Below are 19,313 nucleotides of genomic sequence, written 5' to 3' on the forward strand. Positions count from 1 at the left end.
TTTGAAAATGTATATTAAGGGTTTTTATGGCAGGTCATTCCAAATTTAAGAACATTATGCACCGTAAAGGGGCGCAGGACGCACGTCGGGCACGTGATTTTGCAAAGGTGCTTCGTGAAATTACTGTTGCGACAAAAGAGGGATTACCTGATCCTGCAATGAATCCCCGTTTGCGTAGCGCTATTATTGCGGCACGTGATGTTAATATGCCAAAAGATAATATTGATCGCGCCATTAAGAAGGCATCTGGGGAAGGTGGCGGCGAAGATTATACAGCCGTTCGCTATGAGGGGTATGGTCCAGGCGGCATTGCTGTCATTGTTGAGGGCTTGACAGATAATCGCAACCGGACGGCCTCGGATGTGCGTGCGGCTTTCTCTAAACATGGCGGATCATTGGGCGAAGATAATTCAGTTTCTTTCATGTTTGATCGTGTTGGCGCCATTGTTTATCCACTTTCTATCGGAAGTGAAGAGGAAATCTTAGAGGCTGCGATTGAAGCTGGTGCTGAAAATGCAGAGCAAGATGAAGAAAACCACGAAATCTTGACCAGTCCGGATACCTTAATGGCAGTGAGAGAGGCTCTTGAAAAAACATTGGGAGAGCCTCGTTCTGCAAAGCTTGATTGGCGTCCTAAAAATACAATTGTTTTAGATGGGGATCAGGCTCGGACGGCACTTAAATTGATAGATGCGCTGGAGGACAATGATGATGTTCAGACTGTCTATGCAAATTTTGATCTTTCCGATGAAATAAAGGCAGAGTTTTCTGAATAAAATCTCCTCATTTTCCCCAGTTTCAGGAAGATCTTCCGGTTCCGTACGTCTTTTAGGGCTTGATCCTGGTTTGAGATTTCTTGGCTGGGGCATTATTGAGGCTGTTGGAAATCGTATTTCACATATTGCGGATGGTGTTTTGGTGACAGATAGCAGCATGTCTGTTCCGGAACGTTTATGTGCTCTTTATGAGGGGATTGAAAAGGTTATCGAAACCTACTCTCCGCAAGAGGCTGCAGTTGAAGAAACCTATGTTAATGTCAATGGTGCTGCCACGCTTAAGTTAGGCTATGCTCGTGCTATGGCTTTGCTTGTGCCGACGCAGAAAGGGCTTCTTGTCGCAGAATATGGGGCAAAAGAGGTTAAGTTGGCGGTTGTTGGAACAGGGCAGGCGACAAAACAGCAAGTTATGTTGATGATTAAGCATTTGCTGCCGGGGGCGACGTTAAAACGTGCAGATGCCGCAGATGCCTTGGCTATGGCAGTTTGTCACGCATATCGTCGTGCGACAAATTTACGTATTGCACGGGGGAGGGTGAGTGCATGATTGGAAGATTGCGGGGACAGGCAGACATTCTTGAGACAGGTGAATGTTTATTGGATGTCAATGGTGTTGGCTATCTTGTCTCAGTTTCCTCAAGAACATTAGATAAAATCTCAGAAAATTTAAATGAATGCACCTTGTTAATTGAAACCATTGTGCGTGAAGATGCTTTTTTATTATTTGGTTTTTCTGACAGAACGGAACAGCAATGGTTTCGCCGTCTTCTTGATGTTCAGGGGGTGGGAGCAAAAGTTGCTCTGGCGCTTTTGTCCGTTTCTTCCCCTGCGGAACTTTATCTTGCCGTGCAAGAACAGGATAAAAAGGTTTTCTCAAGAGCTGCTGGTGTGGGGCCACGCTTGGCTGCACGCCTTGTGCTAGAGCTTGGCGCTCGGCCGTTACCACCTGTTCCTTTGTCTGAATTGCCTGCAAAAGAAATAAAAACACCTCAAAAAACAGCCTCCAAACTTCAAAGTGATGATGTGATTTCGGCTTTGGAAGGGCTGGGTTTTCGTAAAAATGAAGCGGAAAAAGCCTTTCAAAAAGTTTCAGAAGCGCAAGGGGATGATTTATCAACGTCTGATTTTCTACGTCTTTGCCTCAAAGAGCTTGGTTAAATGGAAGATCGTCTTGATGCATTAGACCCTCAGGTGATTGATTTACCTGAAATTCGCACAGAGGCTGCTTTACGTCCCCAAAATTTACAGGAATTTATTGGACAGAAAGCCGCACGTGAAAATTTACAAATTTTTGTTGAGGCAGCAAAAGAACGTGGGGAAGCCTTGGATCACGTTCTGTTACATGGTCCGCCCGGCTTAGGTAAAACAACATTGGCGCAGATTGTTGCCAAAGAGTTGGGAGTCGGTTTTCGCTCAACCTCAGGACCTGTGATTCAGCGTGCAGGGGATTTGGCTGCAATTTTAACAAACTTACAGCCGCATGATGTACTTTTTATTGATGAAATTCATCGTTTGCAACCGGCGATTGAAGAGGTTCTGTATCCGGCAATGGAAGATTTTCAGTTAGATCTTGTCATTGGTACAGGGCCTGGAGCGCACTCCGTTAAAATTGATCTTCCGCCTTTCACCCTGGTAGGCGCAACAACACGTTCAGGCTTGCTGGCGACACCTTTTAGAGATCGTTTTGGTATCCCTATTCGTTTAGAATTTTATAAAACAGAGGATTTGACAACGATTGTCATGGCCAATGCGGCTAAAACAGGGATGCATTTAATGCCAGAAGGTGCGCATGAAATCGCCCGCCGTTCTCGTGGAACGCCTCGAATTGCAGGGCGTCTTTTGAGACGGGTAAGGGATTTTGCAGCCGTTGCGGGGCATGAGACTGTTGGAAAAGATATTGCGGATCGTGCGCTCATTCGTTTAGGTGTGGATGCGAATGGTTTGGATGCGATGGATTTGCGTTACTTGCGTAGGATCGCTTCCTTTCATGCTGGGGGGCCTGTTGGAATCGAAACACTTGCTGCCGCCTTGGCAGAGGGGCGTGACACTTTAGAAGAAGTTGTTGAGCCATATTTAATACAAGAAGGGTTGGTCGTGAGAACAGCAAAGGGGCGAATGATCGGCGATAAAACTTGGAAAATTTTAGGCATTATTCCGCCACAAAGGGGGCTTATTTAATGGAAACAGAAAAATATAAATTTCGAATCTACTATGAAGATACAGATGCAGGTGGCATCGTCTACCATGCGCGCTATCTGATGTTTGCAGAGCGCTCACGTGGTGAAACCTTGCGTATGGCTGGTTTTCCGCCAAAAGAGCTTGCAGAAAAACGCAATCTTGGTTTTGTCGTGCGCCAGCTCGAAATTCGTTATTATGATCCGATGGAGCTTGATGATGAGGGGGAAGTCCGTAATCGCATGATTGAAGAAAAGGCGATGCGGGTGATTGTCGAGCAGGAAATTTTTAACCTTACGAAAAATAAGGTTGCTGCCCGTTTAAAAGTGGAGCTTGTTTTGATTGATTGCAAAACATTGCGTCTATGTACAAAGCCGCCGGAAGATTTAAGATTGGCTTTGCGGCATGTTTGGAATGGGGAGTATCCGCCAGAAGCGCTTAGGCAGAGAATTAAGGAAGCGAATCAGGCAATAGGATAATGGCTGTTGAAAGCGTTTAGTGGCAATAGGAGAGAACGTGGATCAAGTTAATCAAGCGGTTTTGGGTTCAGGCGGTTTATCGCCTTTTGTACTTTTCATGCATGCATCGGTTGCGGTTAAATTCGTAATGGCGACGCTCTTACTTTTTAGTATTCTTGTTTGGGCGATTGTTTTTCAAAAATCGCTTCTTCTTATTCGGGTTAATAAAGAAGCTAATCAGTTTGAAGAAAAATTCTGGTCGGGGGCTTCCTTAGATCAGCTTTACGAAGAAGAAGGAAGTCGCCCGGTACATCCGATCGCAGCTATTTTTTCTGCTGCAATGGGAGAGTGGCGTCGTTCTTCTCGTATCGCAGGGATTAATATGTCTTCTTTGACTGTGAGAGAGCGCATTGAGCAAGCTATTTCCGTGACCATCAGTCGTGAAAGCGAAAGACTTGGGCGAAATATGGTTTTTCTTGCAACAGTGGGGCCGGTTGCGCCTTTTATCGGTCTTTTTGGCACAGTTTGGGGAATTATGGTCTCTTTCCAAGCTATTGGCCAAATGCACAGTACAAATCTTTCTGTTGTTGCGCCAGGAATTTCCGAAGCGCTCTTTGCAACAGCCATTGGGCTTGTTACGGCCATTCCAGCCTATATGGCTTATAATTTTTTCAGTGCCGGCCTCTCGGATTTTGAAGATAGAATGGATGCATTCGGAACTGAATTTGCTGCGATTTTGTCACGACAGGCGGAAGAGCCAAAATCCCACAAATTATAAAAGGTGGATTTTTAAGAATGGCGATCAGAAGAACACGTAAAAAGAAGAAGTTTGAAACGGCTATTAACGTGACACCTTTGGTGGATGTGATGCTCGTTCTGCTGATTATTTTTATGGTAACAGCACCGATGATGACAACAGGGGTTAATGTTGATCTGCCAAAAGCAAGTGCAACGCCGATTAACACAGATTCAAAACCGATCACCGTTTCTTTAAAGAATGATGGTTCTGTTTTTGTTGGAGATAACCCTGTGACGTTGGAAAATATTGTTCCGACTTTGCAACAGGCCTCTCATGGTGATACGGCACATCGTATTTTTGTTAGGGCGGATGCAAAGATTGACTATGGGAGAGTGATGGGCCTAATGGGGAAAGTAACCTCCGCAGGCTTTACGCATGTTGCACTTTTAGCGCAGCAGCCACCGACATCATAAGAAGGGGCTGATCTTTTTATGTCCGGAGATGATGAGAAAAAAAGAGTTCGTGAATCATGGGGAGGAGGGATTTCTTTCTCCTTCCTTTTACATGGCGCATTTTTTTTAACTTTTCTTTTTGTTGGCTTTTCTTTTTTTCATAAAGAGGAACAGCCGGCACAACCTGTGGAAATGGTTTTTGATGACGGACATACAAAGACAACGGCTGTAAAATCAAAAAATTTAAAAAAGACGCCAGAGCCGCCTTCTGAAAAGGATATTGCGGCACCGCATTCACCTGTGCCGCCGACAGAAAAGCCGCCAGAACCGCCACCGCCCTCAACACCACCGCCACCACCTTCGCCAGCCTCACCGGATGCGAAGGAGCGACCTTCAGATCAGAAAAAAATACCACCTTCACCGGAAAAAGACGATTTGGCATTAACAAAATCGCCTCAAAAAAAGGAAATAGAAAAACCGGCTGCTGTCAAAGGTCCTAAAAATAACATAGATAAACCACCGATTAAAACACCGCCTTCTGAGACAAAACAGGAGAAGGCCGCCTCTAAAATGGCTTCAGACAGCCACTCGCTTTTAGCTTCGATTGAAAATTTTCGCTCGGAAGAAAAACAGAAGGCACCACCAAAAGCGCATCCTAATCCAACGCCGGGGGGAACGACAAAGGGTGGGGGGAATCCCGATGGTGATACGAGAGCTTTAACTTCTGGAGAGCAAAAGGCAATGGGATCTTCTGTTCGTCGTTGTTATGAACAGGATACAGGCAGCAGTGGCTATGAAACTTTTCAAGCACATTTAAGCATTACAACAGATACAGAAGGGGTTGTGCGCATTGCTGATTTTGCGCCAGAAACAGCAGAAAAAATGCAATCTGATCCTGTTTATCGTGCTTTTGCAGAGCGTGCGAGGGACGCAGTTCTTAGCCCAGCTTGCTCAAAACTACCTTTGCCGGCACGGATGCTCGGTGAAGAACATGTCTTTAAATTTGTCTTTCGGCCTTAATTTTAGCATTTCGGATTCACTTTTTGGATAAGAACGTGCTAAAGCGGAAAGAGAATGTGTTACATAGCCGAGGAAGCTCGTCGGAGTATATCAATGGATTTTTCTTCTTTTTCTCAATCCCCCCTGTTGTCTGACTTATCACGCCGAAAAATGCTTGGCGGTTTGAGCTTGGCTGGGGTTATGATTAGCCCCTTAAGCGCTTTAACAGCGCAAGCTGCGCATGTTTCCAAAAAAGAAGAGGGAGCGCCGGAAATCACGGTTGATCAGGCGCGCCAAGCACCAATTCCTCTCGTTCTAACAGATTTTGGCTCGCCAGAAGGGCAAACAATTTCAGCGATTATTGCAGGAGACCTCGCTTCCACGGGATTGTTCCGTGTTGTCAGTGGTGGTTTTTTGCCGGCAAATGTACCACCAGATTTTACGGCAATGACACGTCGCGGCGTGCGCGCCGTTGTTACGGGAAAGATTACCGTTTCTGGCGATCAGCTGACTGTTGAGATGCGTTTATGGGATGCGCCGGCTGCTAAGCAATTGCAAGGTACTTCCTACTCAGCTTCTATGAGAAGTTCTCGGCGGATTGCGCATATTATTGCAGATGTTATTTATCAGCGCCTTTTAGGAGAGGTCGGCTATTTCGATACACGTGTCGCTTATATCGCCTTATCGGGGCCTCGACATAAGCAGACAACACGTCTTGCAATTATGGATTATGACGGTGCAAACCAGCATTTTTTAACAGATGGGCGCTGGCTGACGCTGGAACCAAGATTTAATCCGATAAAAGATCAGATCGCCTTTTTGTCTTATGCGGGTGATAGACCACGTGTTTATCTTTATGACCTTCAAACAGGTAATCAAAGCTTGATGGGCGAGTTTGAGGGAATGTCTTATGCCCCTCGATTTTCACCAGATGGAAAATTTTTAATTCTGGCAGAAACAACACGCTCCGGCGGCTCTGACATGTATATTATTGATGTAAAGACCCGGCAGCAGCGTCGTTTATCCCATGCGCCTGGCGTAATTGATACAAGTCCATGCTTTAGCCCGGATGGTAGTCAAATCGTCTTTAACTCTGATCGTGGCGGCTCGCCTCAGCTTTATATTATGCCTGCCGCAGGTGGGCCTGCAAAACGGATATCCTACGGGAATGGCCGATATGGCTCTCCAGTATGGGCGCCGTCAGGGGACTTGATTGCCTTTACCAGAATTAACGGCAATGGCTTCTCTTTAGGTATTATGCATCCAGATGGCACGGGAGAGCGGATTTTAACGCAAGGCTTTACCGTTGAGGGGGCGAGTTTCTGTCCCAATGGACGTGTTTTAACTTTTTGCAAGCAAACAGCTGCTGGTTCGCAAGGGGCAGGTTTTAATTCTCAATTAGCAACGATTGATATAACGGGTTATAATGAGCGTGTTATTCCAACAGCAACACTCGCTTCAGATCCCGCTTGGTCTCCAAGACGAGATTAAACCAAAGGATTGATGTTGAATTTATTTGTCTTTCCTGATTTGTGGAAATTTATCGGCTTGACAGATAAGGCTTCAAAAGCCTTTTATGGGGAGGTGGAATATGTTGCTGTAAGTAACAGGAATTTCTACTTTCAAAGGCGTTTTCGTCACATTAGAACTAGGGTGAGTTCATGAATTTTAAAGTTTTGGGCGCAACAGCGCTTGGTATGCTTCTCGTCGGTTGCTCTGGCCATCATCACCATCGTCACGACATCCAGGACCAATCAACAGAAGTTTCTGACAATACAGTAACAACAACATCTACAGAAACAACAACTTCTGCTGCTGTCGTTACACCGGGCTCCGAAGCAGACTTGGTTGCCACAGCTGGGGATCGTGTTTACTACGCACTCAATCAGAATCGTCTAACAGATGCTGATAAAGTGACTTTGGATAAACAGGCAGCATGGCTTGCGCAATATCCAAAAGTAAACATTATTATCGCCGGTAACTGCGATGATCGTGGAACACAGGAATATAACTTGGCACTTGGTGCACGTCGTGCAAATGCAGCGCGTGATTATCTTGAAGCTAAAGGTGTTGCCAGTTCCCGTATTAAAACCATTTCTTATGGTAAAGAACGTCCAGCGCTTGACGGTGATACACCAGAAGCATGGTCTGCAAACAGAAACGCTATCACAAGCGTTCGTTAATTTTATTTGCAAGTAGAGAGAACTGATGCCACAAAAATGTGACTTCTTTATACGCCGTACAATTTCTGCTGCGGTGTTAGCTCTTCCTTTAACGCTATGTTTTGGGACAGTAGCTTTTGGGCAGGAGCAGGAGGATGTCAGTCGTTCCTCTATTGCTGCGAATAATGAGCGCCTTACGGCAGAGCATCGCTCTGCCGTAAGAGCGTCTTCGCTCCCGCCAACAGATCAACGGCGTATCTTGGATGAAGTGCCAGACGTGCCGAGTGATTCTTCAAATGTCGGGGGAGAGCCGCCGGTTCTCGATGAAACTGTTAAGCATCCTATTGCGATGACTCCGGCAGAGGAATTGGCTGCAAAAAATAAAATTGTAAGACAGAAATCTGTTGCCAGCACGCAAAGTGATATGATTTCACGCTTGTTAGAACGTGTAAATGACCAAGAGGATCGTATTCGAAATCTTCAAGGGTCTGTTGATGTTTTGCAAAAGCAAGTTTCAACGATGCAGGCAAGCTATGACAAGCGTCTTGATGATCTAAAATTCCAAGTTTCCCATTCTTCACCTAATGTGGTGCCCGCAGCGGTTCCAGCTCGCCCTGCAGTAAAAACCATTGATGAAAGCTTTTCAGGTTTAATCAGTGCGGCACGGAGTGCAAAAGCGCAAAAAAATTACAGCAAAGCGGAAACATTATCACGTAAAGCTCTCGATAAAGCGCCAAAATCAGGGAGAGTGGATGCGCAATATTTGCTGGCGCAATCACTAGCTGGTGAAAAGGTTTGGAGTAAGGCGGCAGTTGCTTATTATGATTCCTACAAGCTGGCCCCAAAATCTTCTGTAGCGCCGCATGCGCTTTTAGGAACAGCACAATCTATGCATGCACTTGGAGATCATCAAGCGGCCTGTGAAGCGCTTTCTAAAGTAAATAAAGAATTTCCACATCCGGCACCTTCTTTTAAGGCAGAAGTTTCTCGGGTGCAGACGCAGTATCATTGCGGCTAATGGATTGATTTGTTGGGCGCTTTTTAAAGGGTGCCCAATAATTGAATGTTCTAAAAGGAGATTTCAAATTCAGGATATTTTACCTGTTTCAGATTTGGAATTTTCTGGACTTATGCGCCCCTATTTAGGGCTATTAAATTCTCAAAAATCTCCCTTGCTCATTGGGGTTTCCGGCGGAACGGATTCTATGGCTTTGGCTTATTTAGCCTCTCGCTTTATGGATGTTTTTGCTGTGATTGTAGATCATGGGCTGCGTACAGAATCTTCAGAAGAGGCAAAGCTAACAGCAGAGCGCCTTTCTAAACTTGGCATTGAAACGAGCATTATTCGCATAAATCCTGATTATTATCCAAAAGGGACTGGGGTTCAGGAGCGCGCGAGAGGCGCAAGGTTTGAAGCTTTTCATAAAATAGCCCGAGAGCGCCAAACAAATTTAATTGCTTTAGCGCATCATCAAGGGGATCAAGATGAAACGCTTTATATGCGTTGGCGGAAAAAAAGTGGAAATTTCGGTTTAGCCGGGATACAGCCGCTTGTAAAAGATAAAGATCTTTTTGTTTTGCGTCCTTTACTGCCCATTTCTAGAGCACGTTTACAGGCGACTTTGATCCGCAATAAAGTAAATTGGTGTGAAGATCCCTCTAATCAAAATCGTCACTATGAACGGGTTAGGGTGCGCCAGGATATTTCGAAAGATGAGCGCCAAAAAATGCGTCATCTTTCCGGTTTGGCACGCTGTAATATTGTTTTTGAGCGATATGCACTCTTTGAAGCGTGGAGAAAACATTTCCAATGGCATGAAGATGCCGGCTGGGCTGAAATCTCTATTTCATTTTGGACAAATGTCTCGAAAAAAACGGCTCTGACGCTTTTAAGATATGCTATTCAGCTCATTTCTGCCTCTCCGCATCCGCCTGCTTTTTCAGCAGTATCTCGTCTCTATATGGATCGTTTTGGAACGCTTGGCGGTGTGCAGCTTAAAAAATTTTTCAAAAGAGAAACTTATTCTCAGCCAACGTTTCTCCTTGTTCGGGAGATGCGAGATCTTCCAGTGATTTCTTTACAGGATTTATATTCTCAAAATTATGAAACTTCTTCTTTATGGGGAGGGGTCTGGGCTTGGGAAGGCGAGCATTTTGAGGATCCAGAAATAGAGGTTCGCCCTTTGGGAAATTTAAAAGAGCGTTTAAGGGAAAGAGACTTGCCATTGGAAGTCGCACAATCCTTGCCGTCTCTTTGGAAGGGAGAAGAATTTTTAGGCACCGTGGAAAAAAAAGGGACTTTAAAATCTTTTCCTAAATTATCCTTTAAATGGGCTGGAAATGATTTTTTAGCATTAATTAGGTGTAAAGAACTTTATTAGAGCGTTGATGTTGTGATTAGCGTTTCTAATAAGGCGATGGTTTGTCACCTTATTAGAAATAATATGCTGGATTGCATATTAGTGTTGATCAAAAAAGCCTTCTTTAGCAAAGGTGTCTTTAAGGATACTTCTGCTTAATAAAGGAAGAAAATCGTTTTCAGAAAATGTAATCGTTAGCGTAAAGGCAGTTTTTACTTATCTTCTGTGATAAGTGTTTCTAAAACCTCTATGAGTTTCTTTCTGGCTTCATTGTTGCCCGGAAGCATAAACCAAAGAGGATTTCCATGTCGTCCAGTTGGACAACTAGATGTCCCTGGCGCACCGCTCCAACGGATACCTGTACCATTCTTCCATTTACCTTTTGTTATTTTTGCAATGGAAAAGCATTTATCATCAAAAAGAACTTCAACCTCATCAACCCAGCCTTCTGGGAATAAAACACTTTCAGGATTTACGGAATTAGCCAAGATCTTGATCCTATTTTTATAAATTTTAAAGGGATATTAAAGACAGATTGTCCTTGAAAAATATTTTTCTTTTGTTTGTATACAGAGGTCAAGGGATTTTCTCTATCAAAAATACCGTTATAAATGGGCTGGAAGTGATTTTTGTGATCTTATTCACATAAAAAAAAGATAAAATTGTCAAAGATTTCGTTTTTTATCCTTAATTTTTAAAGAGAAACCCCTATATTGCTTAGAGATAAGAATTTTTATCTTTCCTCTAGATATGAGATGGCATCAGAATATATCTTAGGATTGAGTATTTTTGGATGTATGGGTTTTAAATGAAAAATATCGGACGCAATGTTGCCCTCTGGGTTATTTTGATTTCATCAGGACTGTTGCTACTCAGTGTCTTTCAGTCTGGGAATCGTCACCATCCATCTGAGCAAATGAGTTTTTCTGAATTTCTACATGACGTTGACCAGCATCAGGTGCGTTCTGTTGTTATTCATGATCAAAATATTTCAGGCCAGTTTACAAATGATAAAACATTTGAAACCTATGCGCCCTTAGACCCAACTTTACCACAGCATCTTGTGAGTGCAGGGGTAAAGGTCGAGCTTGCGAAGCCGCCGGAAAATGATGAAAATCCTTTCATGCATTATATTTCCGCTTGGTTGCCAATTCTACTTCTTCTTGGTTTGTGTTTTATGGTTTTTCGCCAGATGCAATCCGGTGGGGCACGTGGCGCGATGGGGTTTGGTAAATCCCGTGCAAAGCTTTTAACGGAAAAGCAAGGGAAGGTTACTTTTGCAGATGTCGCCGGAATTGATGAGGCAAAAGCTGAACTTGAGGAAGTTGTTGATTTCCTTAAAGATCCTCAGAAATTCACACGCTTGGGCGGAAAAATTCCAAAAGGCGTTCTTTTGGTAGGTCCTCCAGGTACGGGTAAAACACTTCTTGCAAGATCTGTTGCAGGTGAGGCAAGTGTCCCATTTTTTAGTATTTCAGGATCTGATTTTGTTGAGATGTTTGTGGGCGTTGGGGCATCCCGTGTCCGTGATATGTTTGAGCAAGGTAAGAAATCCGCACCATGCATTATTTTTATTGATGAGATTGATGCCGTTGGCCGTCATCGTGGCGCTGGTCTTGGCGGAGGAAATGATGAGCGTGAGCAGACACTGAACCAAATGTTGGTAGAAATGGATGGTTTTGAAAGTAATGAAGGGGTCATCCTCATTGCCGCGACAAACCGTCCGGATGTTCTTGATCCTGCTTTATTACGTCCAGGACGTTTTGACAGGCAGGTTGTCGTGCCAAATCCTGACGTGAGCGGCCGTGAGAAGATCTTACGTGTTCACATGAAAAAATTGCCGATTTCTTCCGATGTTGATGCTAGAATTATTGCTCGGGGTACACCAGGTTTTTCCGGTGCTGATTTGGCTAATTTAGTAAATGAAGCTGCGCTTTTTGCCGCACGTCAAGATCATAAACTTGTCTCAATGATTCAGTTTGAAGAGGCGAAAGACAAGGTGATGATGGGGGCAGAACGTCGTTCTATGGTGATGACGGCAGAAGAAAAGAAAATGACAGCTTATCATGAGGGAGGGCATGCGCTTTGTGCCTATCTCATGCCTGGCAGTGATGCGATTCATAAAGCAACGATTGTTCCCCGTGGACAGGCGTTGGGGATGGTGATGACCCTGCCAGAAAAAGATAATGTTTCCTATAGTCGCAAATGGTGTCTTGCACGTTTGGTCATTGCGATGGGCGGGCGTGTCGCTGAGGAGATTATCTTTGGACGTGACGAAGTAAGTGCCGGCGCTTCGGGAGATATTAAAGGCGCCACAGATATTGCGCGCCGTATGATTATGCAGTGGGGAATGAGCGATACGCTAGGAATGGTTGGTTATGATGGTGGCCAAGAAGTCTTTTTAGGGCATTCCATGGCGCAACAGCGTAATATTTCTGAGCAAACAGCACGTGAAGTCGATAAGGAAGTCAAATCCTTAATCGATGATGCTTACGCAACAAGTCGTCAGTTGATTTTGGATAATATTGAAGCGCTTCACCGTATTGCCCACGCATTACAAGAGCATGAAACCCTAACAGGGAATGAAATTGGCAGTATTATTAAGGGGGAAGAAATTCCTGCCCCAGTTATTGAGGGAGAAGTTGTTCGCCGTTCTAGCTCTGGGCGGCGTGCCTCGGTACCAACAGTGCCTTTTCCCATCTAGGGAGAGGCATTAAAGATAATGCAGATATTAGTGAAATGATAATTTTAACCCTGCGATGAGAATAGGGGATGGGAATTTATGGCCGGACAGCATAAAAGACGTTTTTTTGGGACAGATGGTCTTCGTGGCAGGGCAAATCAGTCACCATTACTCGTTGAAACAGCTCAAAAATTAGGGCAGGCTGCCGGCCTATATTTTCAAAGACGTCCAGCTGGCCGCCATCAGGTCGTTTTAGGAAAAGACACACGTCTTTCGGGCTATATGCTTGAGAGTGCTTTGGCTTCGGGATTTCTTTCTGTTGGGATGGATGTGATTTTTTTAGGTCCCTTGCCGACGCCGGGAGTTGCCGCTCTGACACGTTCCTTGCGTGCTGATCTTGGTGTGGTGATTTCAGCCTCTCATAATCCTTCAGAAGATAATGGCATTAAATTATTCGGCCCAGATGGTTTTAAACTTTCGGATGAGGCAGAAATTGAGATTGAGCGGTTGATGCTGTCAGATCTGACAGATTCTTTAGCCTTTCCTAAAGAAATAGGTCGTGCAGGGCGTCTTGATGATGCCGCAGGCCGTTATATGGAAATTACGAAATCCTCTTTACCAAGAGGTGTTCGTCTTGATGGACTTAAAATTGTTGTGGATTGCGCTCATGGGGCGGCATATCAAGTTGCACCAAAGGTTCTCTGGGAGCTTGGTGCGGATGTTATTAAAGTAGGCTGTTCTCCAGATGGTGAAAATATCAATGATGGGGTAGGCTCCACCCATCCGGAAAAAATGTGTCAAAAAGTTGTTGAAACAGGTGCGCATTGCGGTATTGCATTAGATGGTGATGCTGATCGCTTATTGATGGCGGATGAAAAAGGCCATTTGGTGGATGGGGATCAAATTTTAGCTTTGATTGCAACGCTTTTTCAGCAAGAAGGCAATTTAAAAGGAAATATCGTTGTCGCAACGATAATGTCTAATCTTGGACTGGAAAAATATCTTTCAGAAAAAAATATTTCTCTTGAGCGGACTTCTGTCGGTGATCGTTATGTACAGCAAAAAATGCGAGAACTTGGTGCCAATATTGGAGGAGAGCAATCTGGGCATATTATTCTTTCAGATTATAGCTTTACAGGGGATGGACTGGTCGCTGCATTGCAAATTTTAGCAGCCCTTGTAGGAAGCGGATCTAAGGCGAGTGCGTTATTCCGTGTTTTTCAGCCCTTTCCTCAGAAAATGGTTAATCTTCCTTTAAAAGATAAAAATGATCCTGAATTGCCTCAAAAAATAGAAGCGGCAAAAAATTGGGCAAAAAACTCTTTGCTTGAGAGAGGACGTCTTGTCCTGCGTCCAAGTGGTACAGAGCCTCTTTTGCGTGTTATGGTTGAGGCGGATAACCAAGACCTCCTAGAGAAGACGATGGCCGGAACGCTTGAAATCTTAAAATAAGACGATATTTTTCTCGAAAAGATAATCATAAATATGCAGGATAAAGTTCGAAACGATCCTATCCATGACATTCACGGGGCGGAAAAAGCGATTGCGGCTCTTCGTATCTTGTCTGCTGAATCTGTTTATCATGCAGGTTCGGGACATTTAGGGGCACCTTTAGGCTTGGCGCCGGCCTTATATGCTCTATGGGCACATGAAATCCTTTATGATCCAACGAATCCTTTATGGGAGGGGAGAGATCGTTTTATTCTCTCTGGTGGACATGGCTCTGTCCTCTATTATGTTTTGATGCATCTGGCTGCGTTTAGAGATTCAAAAGGACAAGCTTATTTAACCTCTGAACAGCTTAGAAAATTACGAAAACTCGGCTCTTTAACCCCAGCACATCCAGAATATGGCCATACTTTAGGCGTTGAAATGACAACCGGTCCTTTAGGGCAGGGCTGTGCCTCTTCGGTTGGGATGGCGGCAGGAGTGAAATGGCTACAGGCATCGTACCCAGATTCAAATCTTTTTGAACAGCGGATTTTTACCTTTTGCGGTGATGGCGATTTGATGGAAGGCATAAGTGCCGAAGCAGCTTCTCTCGCCGGTCACTGGGGGTTAGGAAATCTTGTTTGGATTTACGATAATAATAAAGTGAGTATTGAGGGGAAAACAACCCTTGCTTTTAGCGAAGATGTGACTGCGCGCTTTAAGGCTTATGGCTGGCATATTGAAACCGTTGAGGATGGAGAGGACTGGCAAGCTGTTCTTCAAGCTCTAAAAAAAACACGGGGACGTGACAGGCCAACCTTTATTGATCTTCATACTTGTATTGGACGTGGTCTTTTAAATCGTGAGGGGACAGAAAGAGCCCATGGCGGTACCCTTACTAAAGAAGAGCTTCAAACTTTATATCGCTTGAATAATTGGCACGGGAAAGATTTTCTTGCAGCGGATCAAGATGTTTTTGCGCATTTTGCCGAAACTTTAGGGTTGCGAGGACAAAAAGCCCATGAAGCATGGCAACGAAAATTTCAGATTTTTAAAAAAGATAATCCTGAAAAAGCGCTCTGTTTAGAAAATATTTTTAAGGGGAAATTGCCTCAAAATTGGGATCAATGCCTTGAAGAAATACTAAGCGAAAAAGGAAGCGTTTCGACCCGTATCAGCTCTGGAAAAATATTATCTGCGATTGCGGAAACGGTACCCTTTCTCTTAGGCGGTGCAGGGGATGTTGGTCCTTCAACATTTACTCTTTTGGCGAATGAAAAAGATTTTGGAGGCAAGGAAGGCTTTTCTTTCACAGGACGAAATTTCCATTTTGGTGTTAGGGAGGCCGGGATGGGAGCGATCGCAAATGGGATCGCTCTGATAGGATTGCGTCCGTTTGTTGGAACTTTTTTAGCCTTTTTTGATTATATACATCCGGCAATCCGTTTATCTGCCATGATGAAACTTCCTGTTATCTATGTTTTTACCTTAGACTCGATTAAAGTTGGTGAAGATGGGCCAACCCATCAGCCGGTTGAGCAGTTGGCACAGTTGCGTTCTATTCCTGGACTGACCGTTATTCGGCCTGCGGATGAATGTGAGACACAACAGGCTTGGCATTTTGCCATGGAAGCCAAGCGAACGCCTATTGCTTTGATTTTTTCCCGTCAGTCAGTGCCGCAATTAACTGCATCGCATATTGCAGATTATCCTGTTTCTAAAGGGGCCTATATTTTAAAAGAGGCTTGTCATGAAAATGGCCTGCCAGAGTGTATTCTAATGGCAAGTGGCTCCGAGGTAGCATTGGCGGAAGAAGTTTGGAAAAAACTTATCTTGTCAGATGTTAAGGCACGATTGGTTTCTTTCCCAAGCTTTGAATGTTTTGAACAGCAGTCCGAAGCGTATAAAGAAAAAATTTTACCGTCATCAGTTCGTGCCCGTATTGCGGTAGAGCTGGGGGTTTCTCAACCTTGGGGGAAATATTTAGGCTTGGAGGGGGGAATGCTTTCGGTTGAGGATTTTGGAGAATCTGGTGATGGAGAAATTTTGGCGCGTTCCCGTGGTTTCACAGAGGAGAATTTGTTGGATTTAGTTCGCAAAGTGCTTTTGCGTTGTCAAAATAAAATTGAATAAAGTGCTTGGGGGTTTTGATAAGAGTTTGTTAAACTAATCCCGAAAAACAAGATTATTTTTCTTCCTACATATTTTAGAAATTTCAAGAAAAATAAGAGGAAAATCAAAGATGTCAGATACTCATCCACAAAATTCGCCAATCTCTCTTTTAGAGATCTCCTTTTCCCTTCCTACGGAGCAAAAAAAACATTTTGCTGAGTCTTTGGAAAGATGGAAGGAAAAGGGGCTCATTTCAAATCTTTGGGCCGGAGATTCAAACTTGTGGAAAGGGGATTCTGATGAGCATATGCTTGGATGGCTGAAAGCACCGGAAGATGAACCTGCGAAACTTTCTCAGGGTTTGAAACAGCTTTATGCAGAATCCAACAATTGGCAGCATGTTGTTTTACTTGGAATGGGCGGTTCTGCTCTGGGGGCAGAAGCTTTAAAAGCCTTCCTAGAACAGAAGAAAGAAGCGGCATCTTTGTTGGTTCTCGATAGTCTTGTACCGAGTGATGTTGAGGCTGTTTCAGCGCAGATTGATCCGCTAAAAACATTATTTATTGTTTCAAGTAAATCCGGTGGAACTTTAGAAAGTAATACGCTTTTTCATTATTTTTGGGGTAAGTTAGACTCTCTCCCGGAAGACAAACGTGGTGCGCATTTCGTGGCTGTGACAGATCCCGGCACCTCTTTGGAAACGCTTGCCCAAGATCGTGGTTTTTCTCATATTTTCCACGGCCACCCTAAAATTGGCGGTCGCTACTCTCTTTTCTCTGCTTTTGGATTAGTACCGCTTGCCGCTTCAGGATATGATCTTGAGCCTTTGTTGGCGGGTGCTGTTGAAATGATGCAGGCATGCTCCCCAAAAGCCCAAGCTGAAAAAAATCCGGGGCTTCTTTTAGGTACAGCGCTTGGGGTAGCTTGTCTTCAAGGGGCTGATAAGCTGATTTTTGATGCTTCAGATAAATTAAAAGCCTTTGGCCCTTGGCTGGAGCAGCTGATTGCAGAAAGTACAGGAAAATTAGGGACAGGTATTTTCCCTGTTCTTCCAGAGGGAAAAAAAGCTTTAGCAGGGGCTGACCGTACTGTTGTTTATGCAGGGCTTTCTGCGCCGGAAAAAGCAAAGAATGCCTCTATCACTCTCAATCCGGAAAATACACAGCAAATTGGACAGATGTTCTATCTTTGGGAGTTTGCCATTGCCGTTGCAGGTTCTGTCATTTCCATTAACCCTTTTGATCAGCCAAATGTTGAATCCAGTAAAAAATTAAGCAGAGCCTTGGCGAAGGCCTATCATGAAACAGGCAAAGTTCCTGAGGTTGAGAATTTTTTAAAGGATGGTCTTTTAAGCTTTGCCTCACCAAGTGCGGCGCTTTTTGCAGCAGATAAAAATGCGGTTGAAGTATTTAAATCGGCCCTTAAAAGTCTAAAAGCTGGTGATTACCTTGGCCTTTTATTCTGGACCGGGAGGGAAAGTGCCGTAGCCGGGCAAAAAATAGCACATTTGCTTCAGGAATCTTTGGATGTTCCTGTTATGTTGGAAATGGGTCCTCGTTTTCTGCATTCAACAGGTCAGGCTTATAAGGGGGGTAAAAATGTAGGTTTATTTTTACAACTCACCTGCAATAAGAAAACTTTTTCTTCGGAAGAGTCAAAAGAGCTTGCTGTTCTTTCAGCGACACAAGAACAGGGAGATTACAAGGCGCTTTCAGAATCTAAGAGAAGGGTTTTACGCATTGAAATCGAAGATAATCTTGTTGAGGGCTTAAAAATCATAGAAAAAGATATTAAAAAAGCACTTGATCAGCTATGAACTTACTATTCATGATATATTGAGTTTGTAGTCAAAAATGTAAAATTTTGCAGAGGTGGGGGACTTCTGCGAAGGATAACGATTAAGAAAACCGAAAAGAGGTAAAATGCGGATTGGAATAATCGGTTTAGGACGTATGGGCAGTAATATTGCAGTTCGTCTTACACGACATGGGCACGAGGTTGTCGTTTGGGACTGCGATCCGCAGGCCATTGCTGAAACGGTAGATCGTTGTGAGGAAAACCGTGCGGTTGCCGCATTTTCTCCTGAGGATCTTGTTCGTTATCTTGGAAAAGACGGTGGGCCCAAAATTGTTTGGGTGATGATCCCTGCCGGAAGTGCGACACAACAATGTTTAGATATTCTTTATGATTTGTTAGAAAAAGAAGATATCGTTATTGATGGCGGTAATAGCTATTTCAAGGATGATATTCGCAGGGCAGATCATTTCGCAACTAAAAATATTCATTATTTGGATGTCGGTACCTCTGGCGGCGTTTGGGGGCTAGAGCGTGGCTATTGCCTTATGTGTGGTGGTCGTAAAGAAATTTTCCTCAAAGTTGAACCTATCTTCAAAACACTTGCGCCGGGAAAAGGCTCTGTTAAGCCTGTTAAGCATCGTGGAGATGAACGTCATGATCCACGAGCGGAAGAAGGGTATCTTTACTGTGGACCATCTGGTTCCGGTCATTTTGTAAAAATGATTCATAACGGTATTGAATATGGCATGATGCAGGCATTTGCCGAAGGATTTGACGTTCTTAAATCACGTAATCTTTCCCGTCTTCCAGAAAAAGAGCGTTATGACCTTAATCTTGCCGATATCGCAGAATTATGGCGTCGTGGCAGTGTTGTGACTTCATGGCTTTTGGATTTAAAAGCAGAGGCGCTCGCAAACTCTCCAGAATTATCTGAATTTAGTGGTGTTGTTGCGGATTCAGGTGAGGGACGTTGGACGGTTGAGGCCGCTATTGATGAGGATGTTCCTGCACCTGTTATGACGGCAGCTCTTTTTGCGAGATTCCGTTCCCGCTCAGGGAATACATTCGGTGAGAAATCACTCTCCGCAATGCGCTACGGTTTTGGTGGTCATAAAGAAAATTCAACATCTGTTTCCGATGTTGGTGAGGCTGCGAAATAGGTTCAGCCT

General features: G+C 44.1%; 18 protein-coding genes. 17 read left to right on the forward strand and 1 reads right to left on the reverse strand.

The window, feature by feature from the left end; all coding sequences use genetic code 11:
* The first annotated feature begins 26 nt into the window (after window positions 1–26).
* The 12 genes from FAI41_08235 to tilS all read left to right on the forward strand — a co-directional run bounded on the left by FAI41_08235 (window position 27) and on the right by tilS (window position 10,142).
* Complete coding sequence (locus FAI41_08235) at window positions 27–776, forward strand: YebC/PmpR family DNA-binding transcriptional regulator (GenBank protein QCE33567.1); 750 nt, start codon at window positions 27–29, stop codon at window positions 774–776.
* A 1-nt stretch (window position 777) separates the two neighbouring features.
* Window positions 778–1,323 (forward strand): crossover junction endodeoxyribonuclease RuvC, encoded by a 546-nt coding sequence (ruvC, locus tag FAI41_08240; GenBank protein QCE33568.1) that lies wholly within the window; start codon window positions 778–780, stop codon window positions 1,321–1,323.
* Window positions 1,320–1,934, forward strand: coding sequence for a Holliday junction branch migration protein RuvA (gene ruvA, locus FAI41_08245; protein ID QCE33569.1), 615 nt, complete (start codon window positions 1,320–1,322; stop codon window positions 1,932–1,934). Before ruvC ends, ruvA begins: the two co-directional genes overlap by 4 nt.
* Window positions 1,935–2,954 carry a Holliday junction branch migration DNA helicase RuvB gene (ruvB, locus tag FAI41_08250; GenBank protein QCE33570.1) on the forward strand — a complete coding sequence of 340 codons (1,020 nt, stop codon included), beginning with the start codon at window positions 1,935–1,937 and terminating at the stop codon, window positions 2,952–2,954.
* Window positions 2,954–3,430, forward strand: coding sequence for a YbgC/FadM family acyl-CoA thioesterase (locus FAI41_08255; protein ID QCE33571.1), 477 nt, complete (start codon window positions 2,954–2,956; stop codon window positions 3,428–3,430). The genes ruvB and FAI41_08255 overlap by 1 nt, the downstream gene beginning before the upstream one ends.
* A 97-nt stretch (window positions 3,431–3,527) precedes the next feature.
* Complete coding sequence (gene tolQ, locus FAI41_08260; GenBank protein QCE33830.1) at window positions 3,528–4,187, forward strand: protein TolQ; 660 nt, start codon at window positions 3,528–3,530, stop codon at window positions 4,185–4,187.
* A 17-nt stretch (window positions 4,188–4,204) separates the two neighbouring features.
* Window positions 4,205–4,621, forward strand: coding sequence for a protein TolR (tolR, locus tag FAI41_08265; GenBank protein QCE33572.1), 417 nt, complete (start codon window positions 4,205–4,207; stop codon window positions 4,619–4,621).
* 18 nt (window positions 4,622–4,639) lie between these two features.
* A complete protein-coding gene (locus FAI41_08270; GenBank protein ID QCE33573.1) occupies window positions 4,640–5,620 on the forward strand; it encodes an energy transducer TonB in 981 nt (326 codons plus the stop codon).
* A 93-nt stretch (window positions 5,621–5,713) separates the two neighbouring features.
* Complete coding sequence (gene tolB, locus FAI41_08275; GenBank protein QCE33574.1) at window positions 5,714–7,090, forward strand: Tol-Pal system protein TolB; 1,377 nt, start codon at window positions 5,714–5,716, stop codon at window positions 7,088–7,090.
* 170 nt (window positions 7,091–7,260) lie between these two features.
* On the forward strand, window positions 7,261–7,782 hold the full coding sequence (gene pal / locus FAI41_08280; GenBank protein ID QCE33575.1) for a peptidoglycan-associated lipoprotein Pal: 522 nt from the start codon (window positions 7,261–7,263) through the stop codon (window positions 7,780–7,782).
* Between the two features lie 25 nt (window positions 7,783–7,807).
* The gene (locus FAI41_08285; protein ID QCE33576.1) at window positions 7,808–8,779 is read left to right on the forward strand and encodes a tetratricopeptide repeat protein; all 972 of its coding nucleotides are present in this window, start codon (window positions 7,808–7,810) and stop codon (window positions 8,777–8,779) included.
* 112 nt (window positions 8,780–8,891) lie between these two features.
* Complete coding sequence (tilS, locus tag FAI41_08290; GenBank protein ID QCE33577.1) at window positions 8,892–10,142, forward strand: tRNA lysidine(34) synthetase TilS; 1,251 nt, start codon at window positions 8,892–8,894, stop codon at window positions 10,140–10,142.
* A 191-nt stretch (window positions 10,143–10,333) separates the two neighbouring features.
* Here the strand turns inward: tilS and FAI41_08295 are convergent, their stop codons facing one another.
* Complete coding sequence (locus tag FAI41_08295) at window positions 10,334–10,609, reverse strand: hypothetical protein (protein QCE33578.1); 276 nt, start codon at window positions 10,607–10,609, stop codon at window positions 10,334–10,336.
* A 320-nt stretch (window positions 10,610–10,929) separates the two neighbouring features.
* Here FAI41_08295 and FAI41_08300 point away from each other — a divergent pair, with 320 nt between their 5' ends.
* The 5 genes from FAI41_08300 (at window position 10,930) to gnd (ending at window position 19,304) form a co-directional block, all read left to right on the forward strand.
* Window positions 10,930–12,825: an ATP-dependent metallopeptidase FtsH/Yme1/Tma family protein gene (locus FAI41_08300; GenBank protein ID QCE33579.1), complete on the forward strand. Its 1,896-nt coding sequence runs from the start codon at window positions 10,930–10,932 to the stop codon at window positions 12,823–12,825.
* A gap of 78 nt (window positions 12,826–12,903) precedes the next feature.
* Window positions 12,904–14,256: a phosphoglucosamine mutase gene (locus FAI41_08305; protein QCE33580.1), complete on the forward strand. Its 1,353-nt coding sequence runs from the start codon at window positions 12,904–12,906 to the stop codon at window positions 14,254–14,256.
* A 33-nt stretch (window positions 14,257–14,289) separates the two neighbouring features.
* Window positions 14,290–16,368, forward strand: a complete 2,079-nt coding sequence (tkt, locus tag FAI41_08310; GenBank protein ID QCE33581.1) for a transketolase — start codon at window positions 14,290–14,292, stop codon at window positions 16,366–16,368.
* 109 nt (window positions 16,369–16,477) lie between these two features.
* Window positions 16,478–18,163: a hypothetical protein gene (locus tag FAI41_08315; GenBank protein ID QCE33582.1), complete on the forward strand. Its 1,686-nt coding sequence runs from the start codon at window positions 16,478–16,480 to the stop codon at window positions 18,161–18,163.
* A gap of 106 nt (window positions 18,164–18,269) precedes the next feature.
* Window positions 18,270–19,304 (forward strand): decarboxylating 6-phosphogluconate dehydrogenase, encoded by a 1,035-nt coding sequence (gene gnd, locus FAI41_08320; GenBank protein QCE33583.1) that lies wholly within the window; start codon window positions 18,270–18,272, stop codon window positions 19,302–19,304.
* Window positions 19,305–19,313 lie beyond the last annotated feature (9 nt).

Source organism: Acetobacteraceae bacterium (genome assembly GCA_004843165.1).
GTDB lineage: Bacteria > Pseudomonadota > Alphaproteobacteria > Acetobacterales > Acetobacteraceae.

Excerpts from the sequence above, each read along its gene's own strand:
- ruvA (QCE33569.1), top strand. The coding sequence starts at position 1,320 with ATGATTGGAAGATTGCGGGGACAGGCAGACATTCTTGAGACAGGTGAA.
- ruvB (QCE33570.1), top strand. The coding sequence starts at position 1,935 with ATGGAAGATCGTCTTGATGCATTAGACCCTCAGGTGATTGATTTACCT.
- tkt (QCE33581.1), top strand. The coding sequence starts at position 14,290 with ATGCAGGATAAAGTTCGAAACGATCCTATCCATGACATTCACGGGGCG.
- pal (QCE33575.1), top strand. The coding sequence starts at position 7,261 with ATGAATTTTAAAGTTTTGGGCGCAACAGCGCTTGGTATGCTTCTCGTC.
- FAI41_08305 (QCE33580.1), top strand. The coding sequence starts at position 12,904 with ATGGCCGGACAGCATAAAAGACGTTTTTTTGGGACAGATGGTCTTCGT.
- gnd (QCE33583.1), top strand. The coding sequence starts at position 18,270 with ATGCGGATTGGAATAATCGGTTTAGGACGTATGGGCAGTAATATTGCA.
- tolB (QCE33574.1), top strand. The coding sequence starts at position 5,714 with ATGGATTTTTCTTCTTTTTCTCAATCCCCCCTGTTGTCTGACTTATCA.
- FAI41_08315 (QCE33582.1), top strand. The coding sequence starts at position 16,478 with ATGTCAGATACTCATCCACAAAATTCGCCAATCTCTCTTTTAGAGATC.
- tilS (QCE33577.1), top strand. The coding sequence starts at position 8,892 with ATGCGCCCCTATTTAGGGCTATTAAATTCTCAAAAATCTCCCTTGCTC.
- FAI41_08285 (QCE33576.1), top strand. The coding sequence starts at position 7,808 with ATGCCACAAAAATGTGACTTCTTTATACGCCGTACAATTTCTGCTGCG.
- FAI41_08255 (QCE33571.1), top strand. The coding sequence starts at position 2,954 with ATGGAAACAGAAAAATATAAATTTCGAATCTACTATGAAGATACAGAT.
- tolR (QCE33572.1), top strand. The coding sequence starts at position 4,205 with ATGGCGATCAGAAGAACACGTAAAAAGAAGAAGTTTGAAACGGCTATT.
- FAI41_08270 (QCE33573.1), top strand. The coding sequence starts at position 4,640 with ATGTCCGGAGATGATGAGAAAAAAAGAGTTCGTGAATCATGGGGAGGA.
- FAI41_08300 (QCE33579.1), top strand. The coding sequence starts at position 10,930 with ATGAAAAATATCGGACGCAATGTTGCCCTCTGGGTTATTTTGATTTCA.
- tolQ (QCE33830.1), top strand. The coding sequence starts at position 3,528 with ATGCATGCATCGGTTGCGGTTAAATTCGTAATGGCGACGCTCTTACTT.
- FAI41_08235 (QCE33567.1), top strand. The coding sequence starts at position 27 with ATGGCAGGTCATTCCAAATTTAAGAACATTATGCACCGTAAAGGGGCG.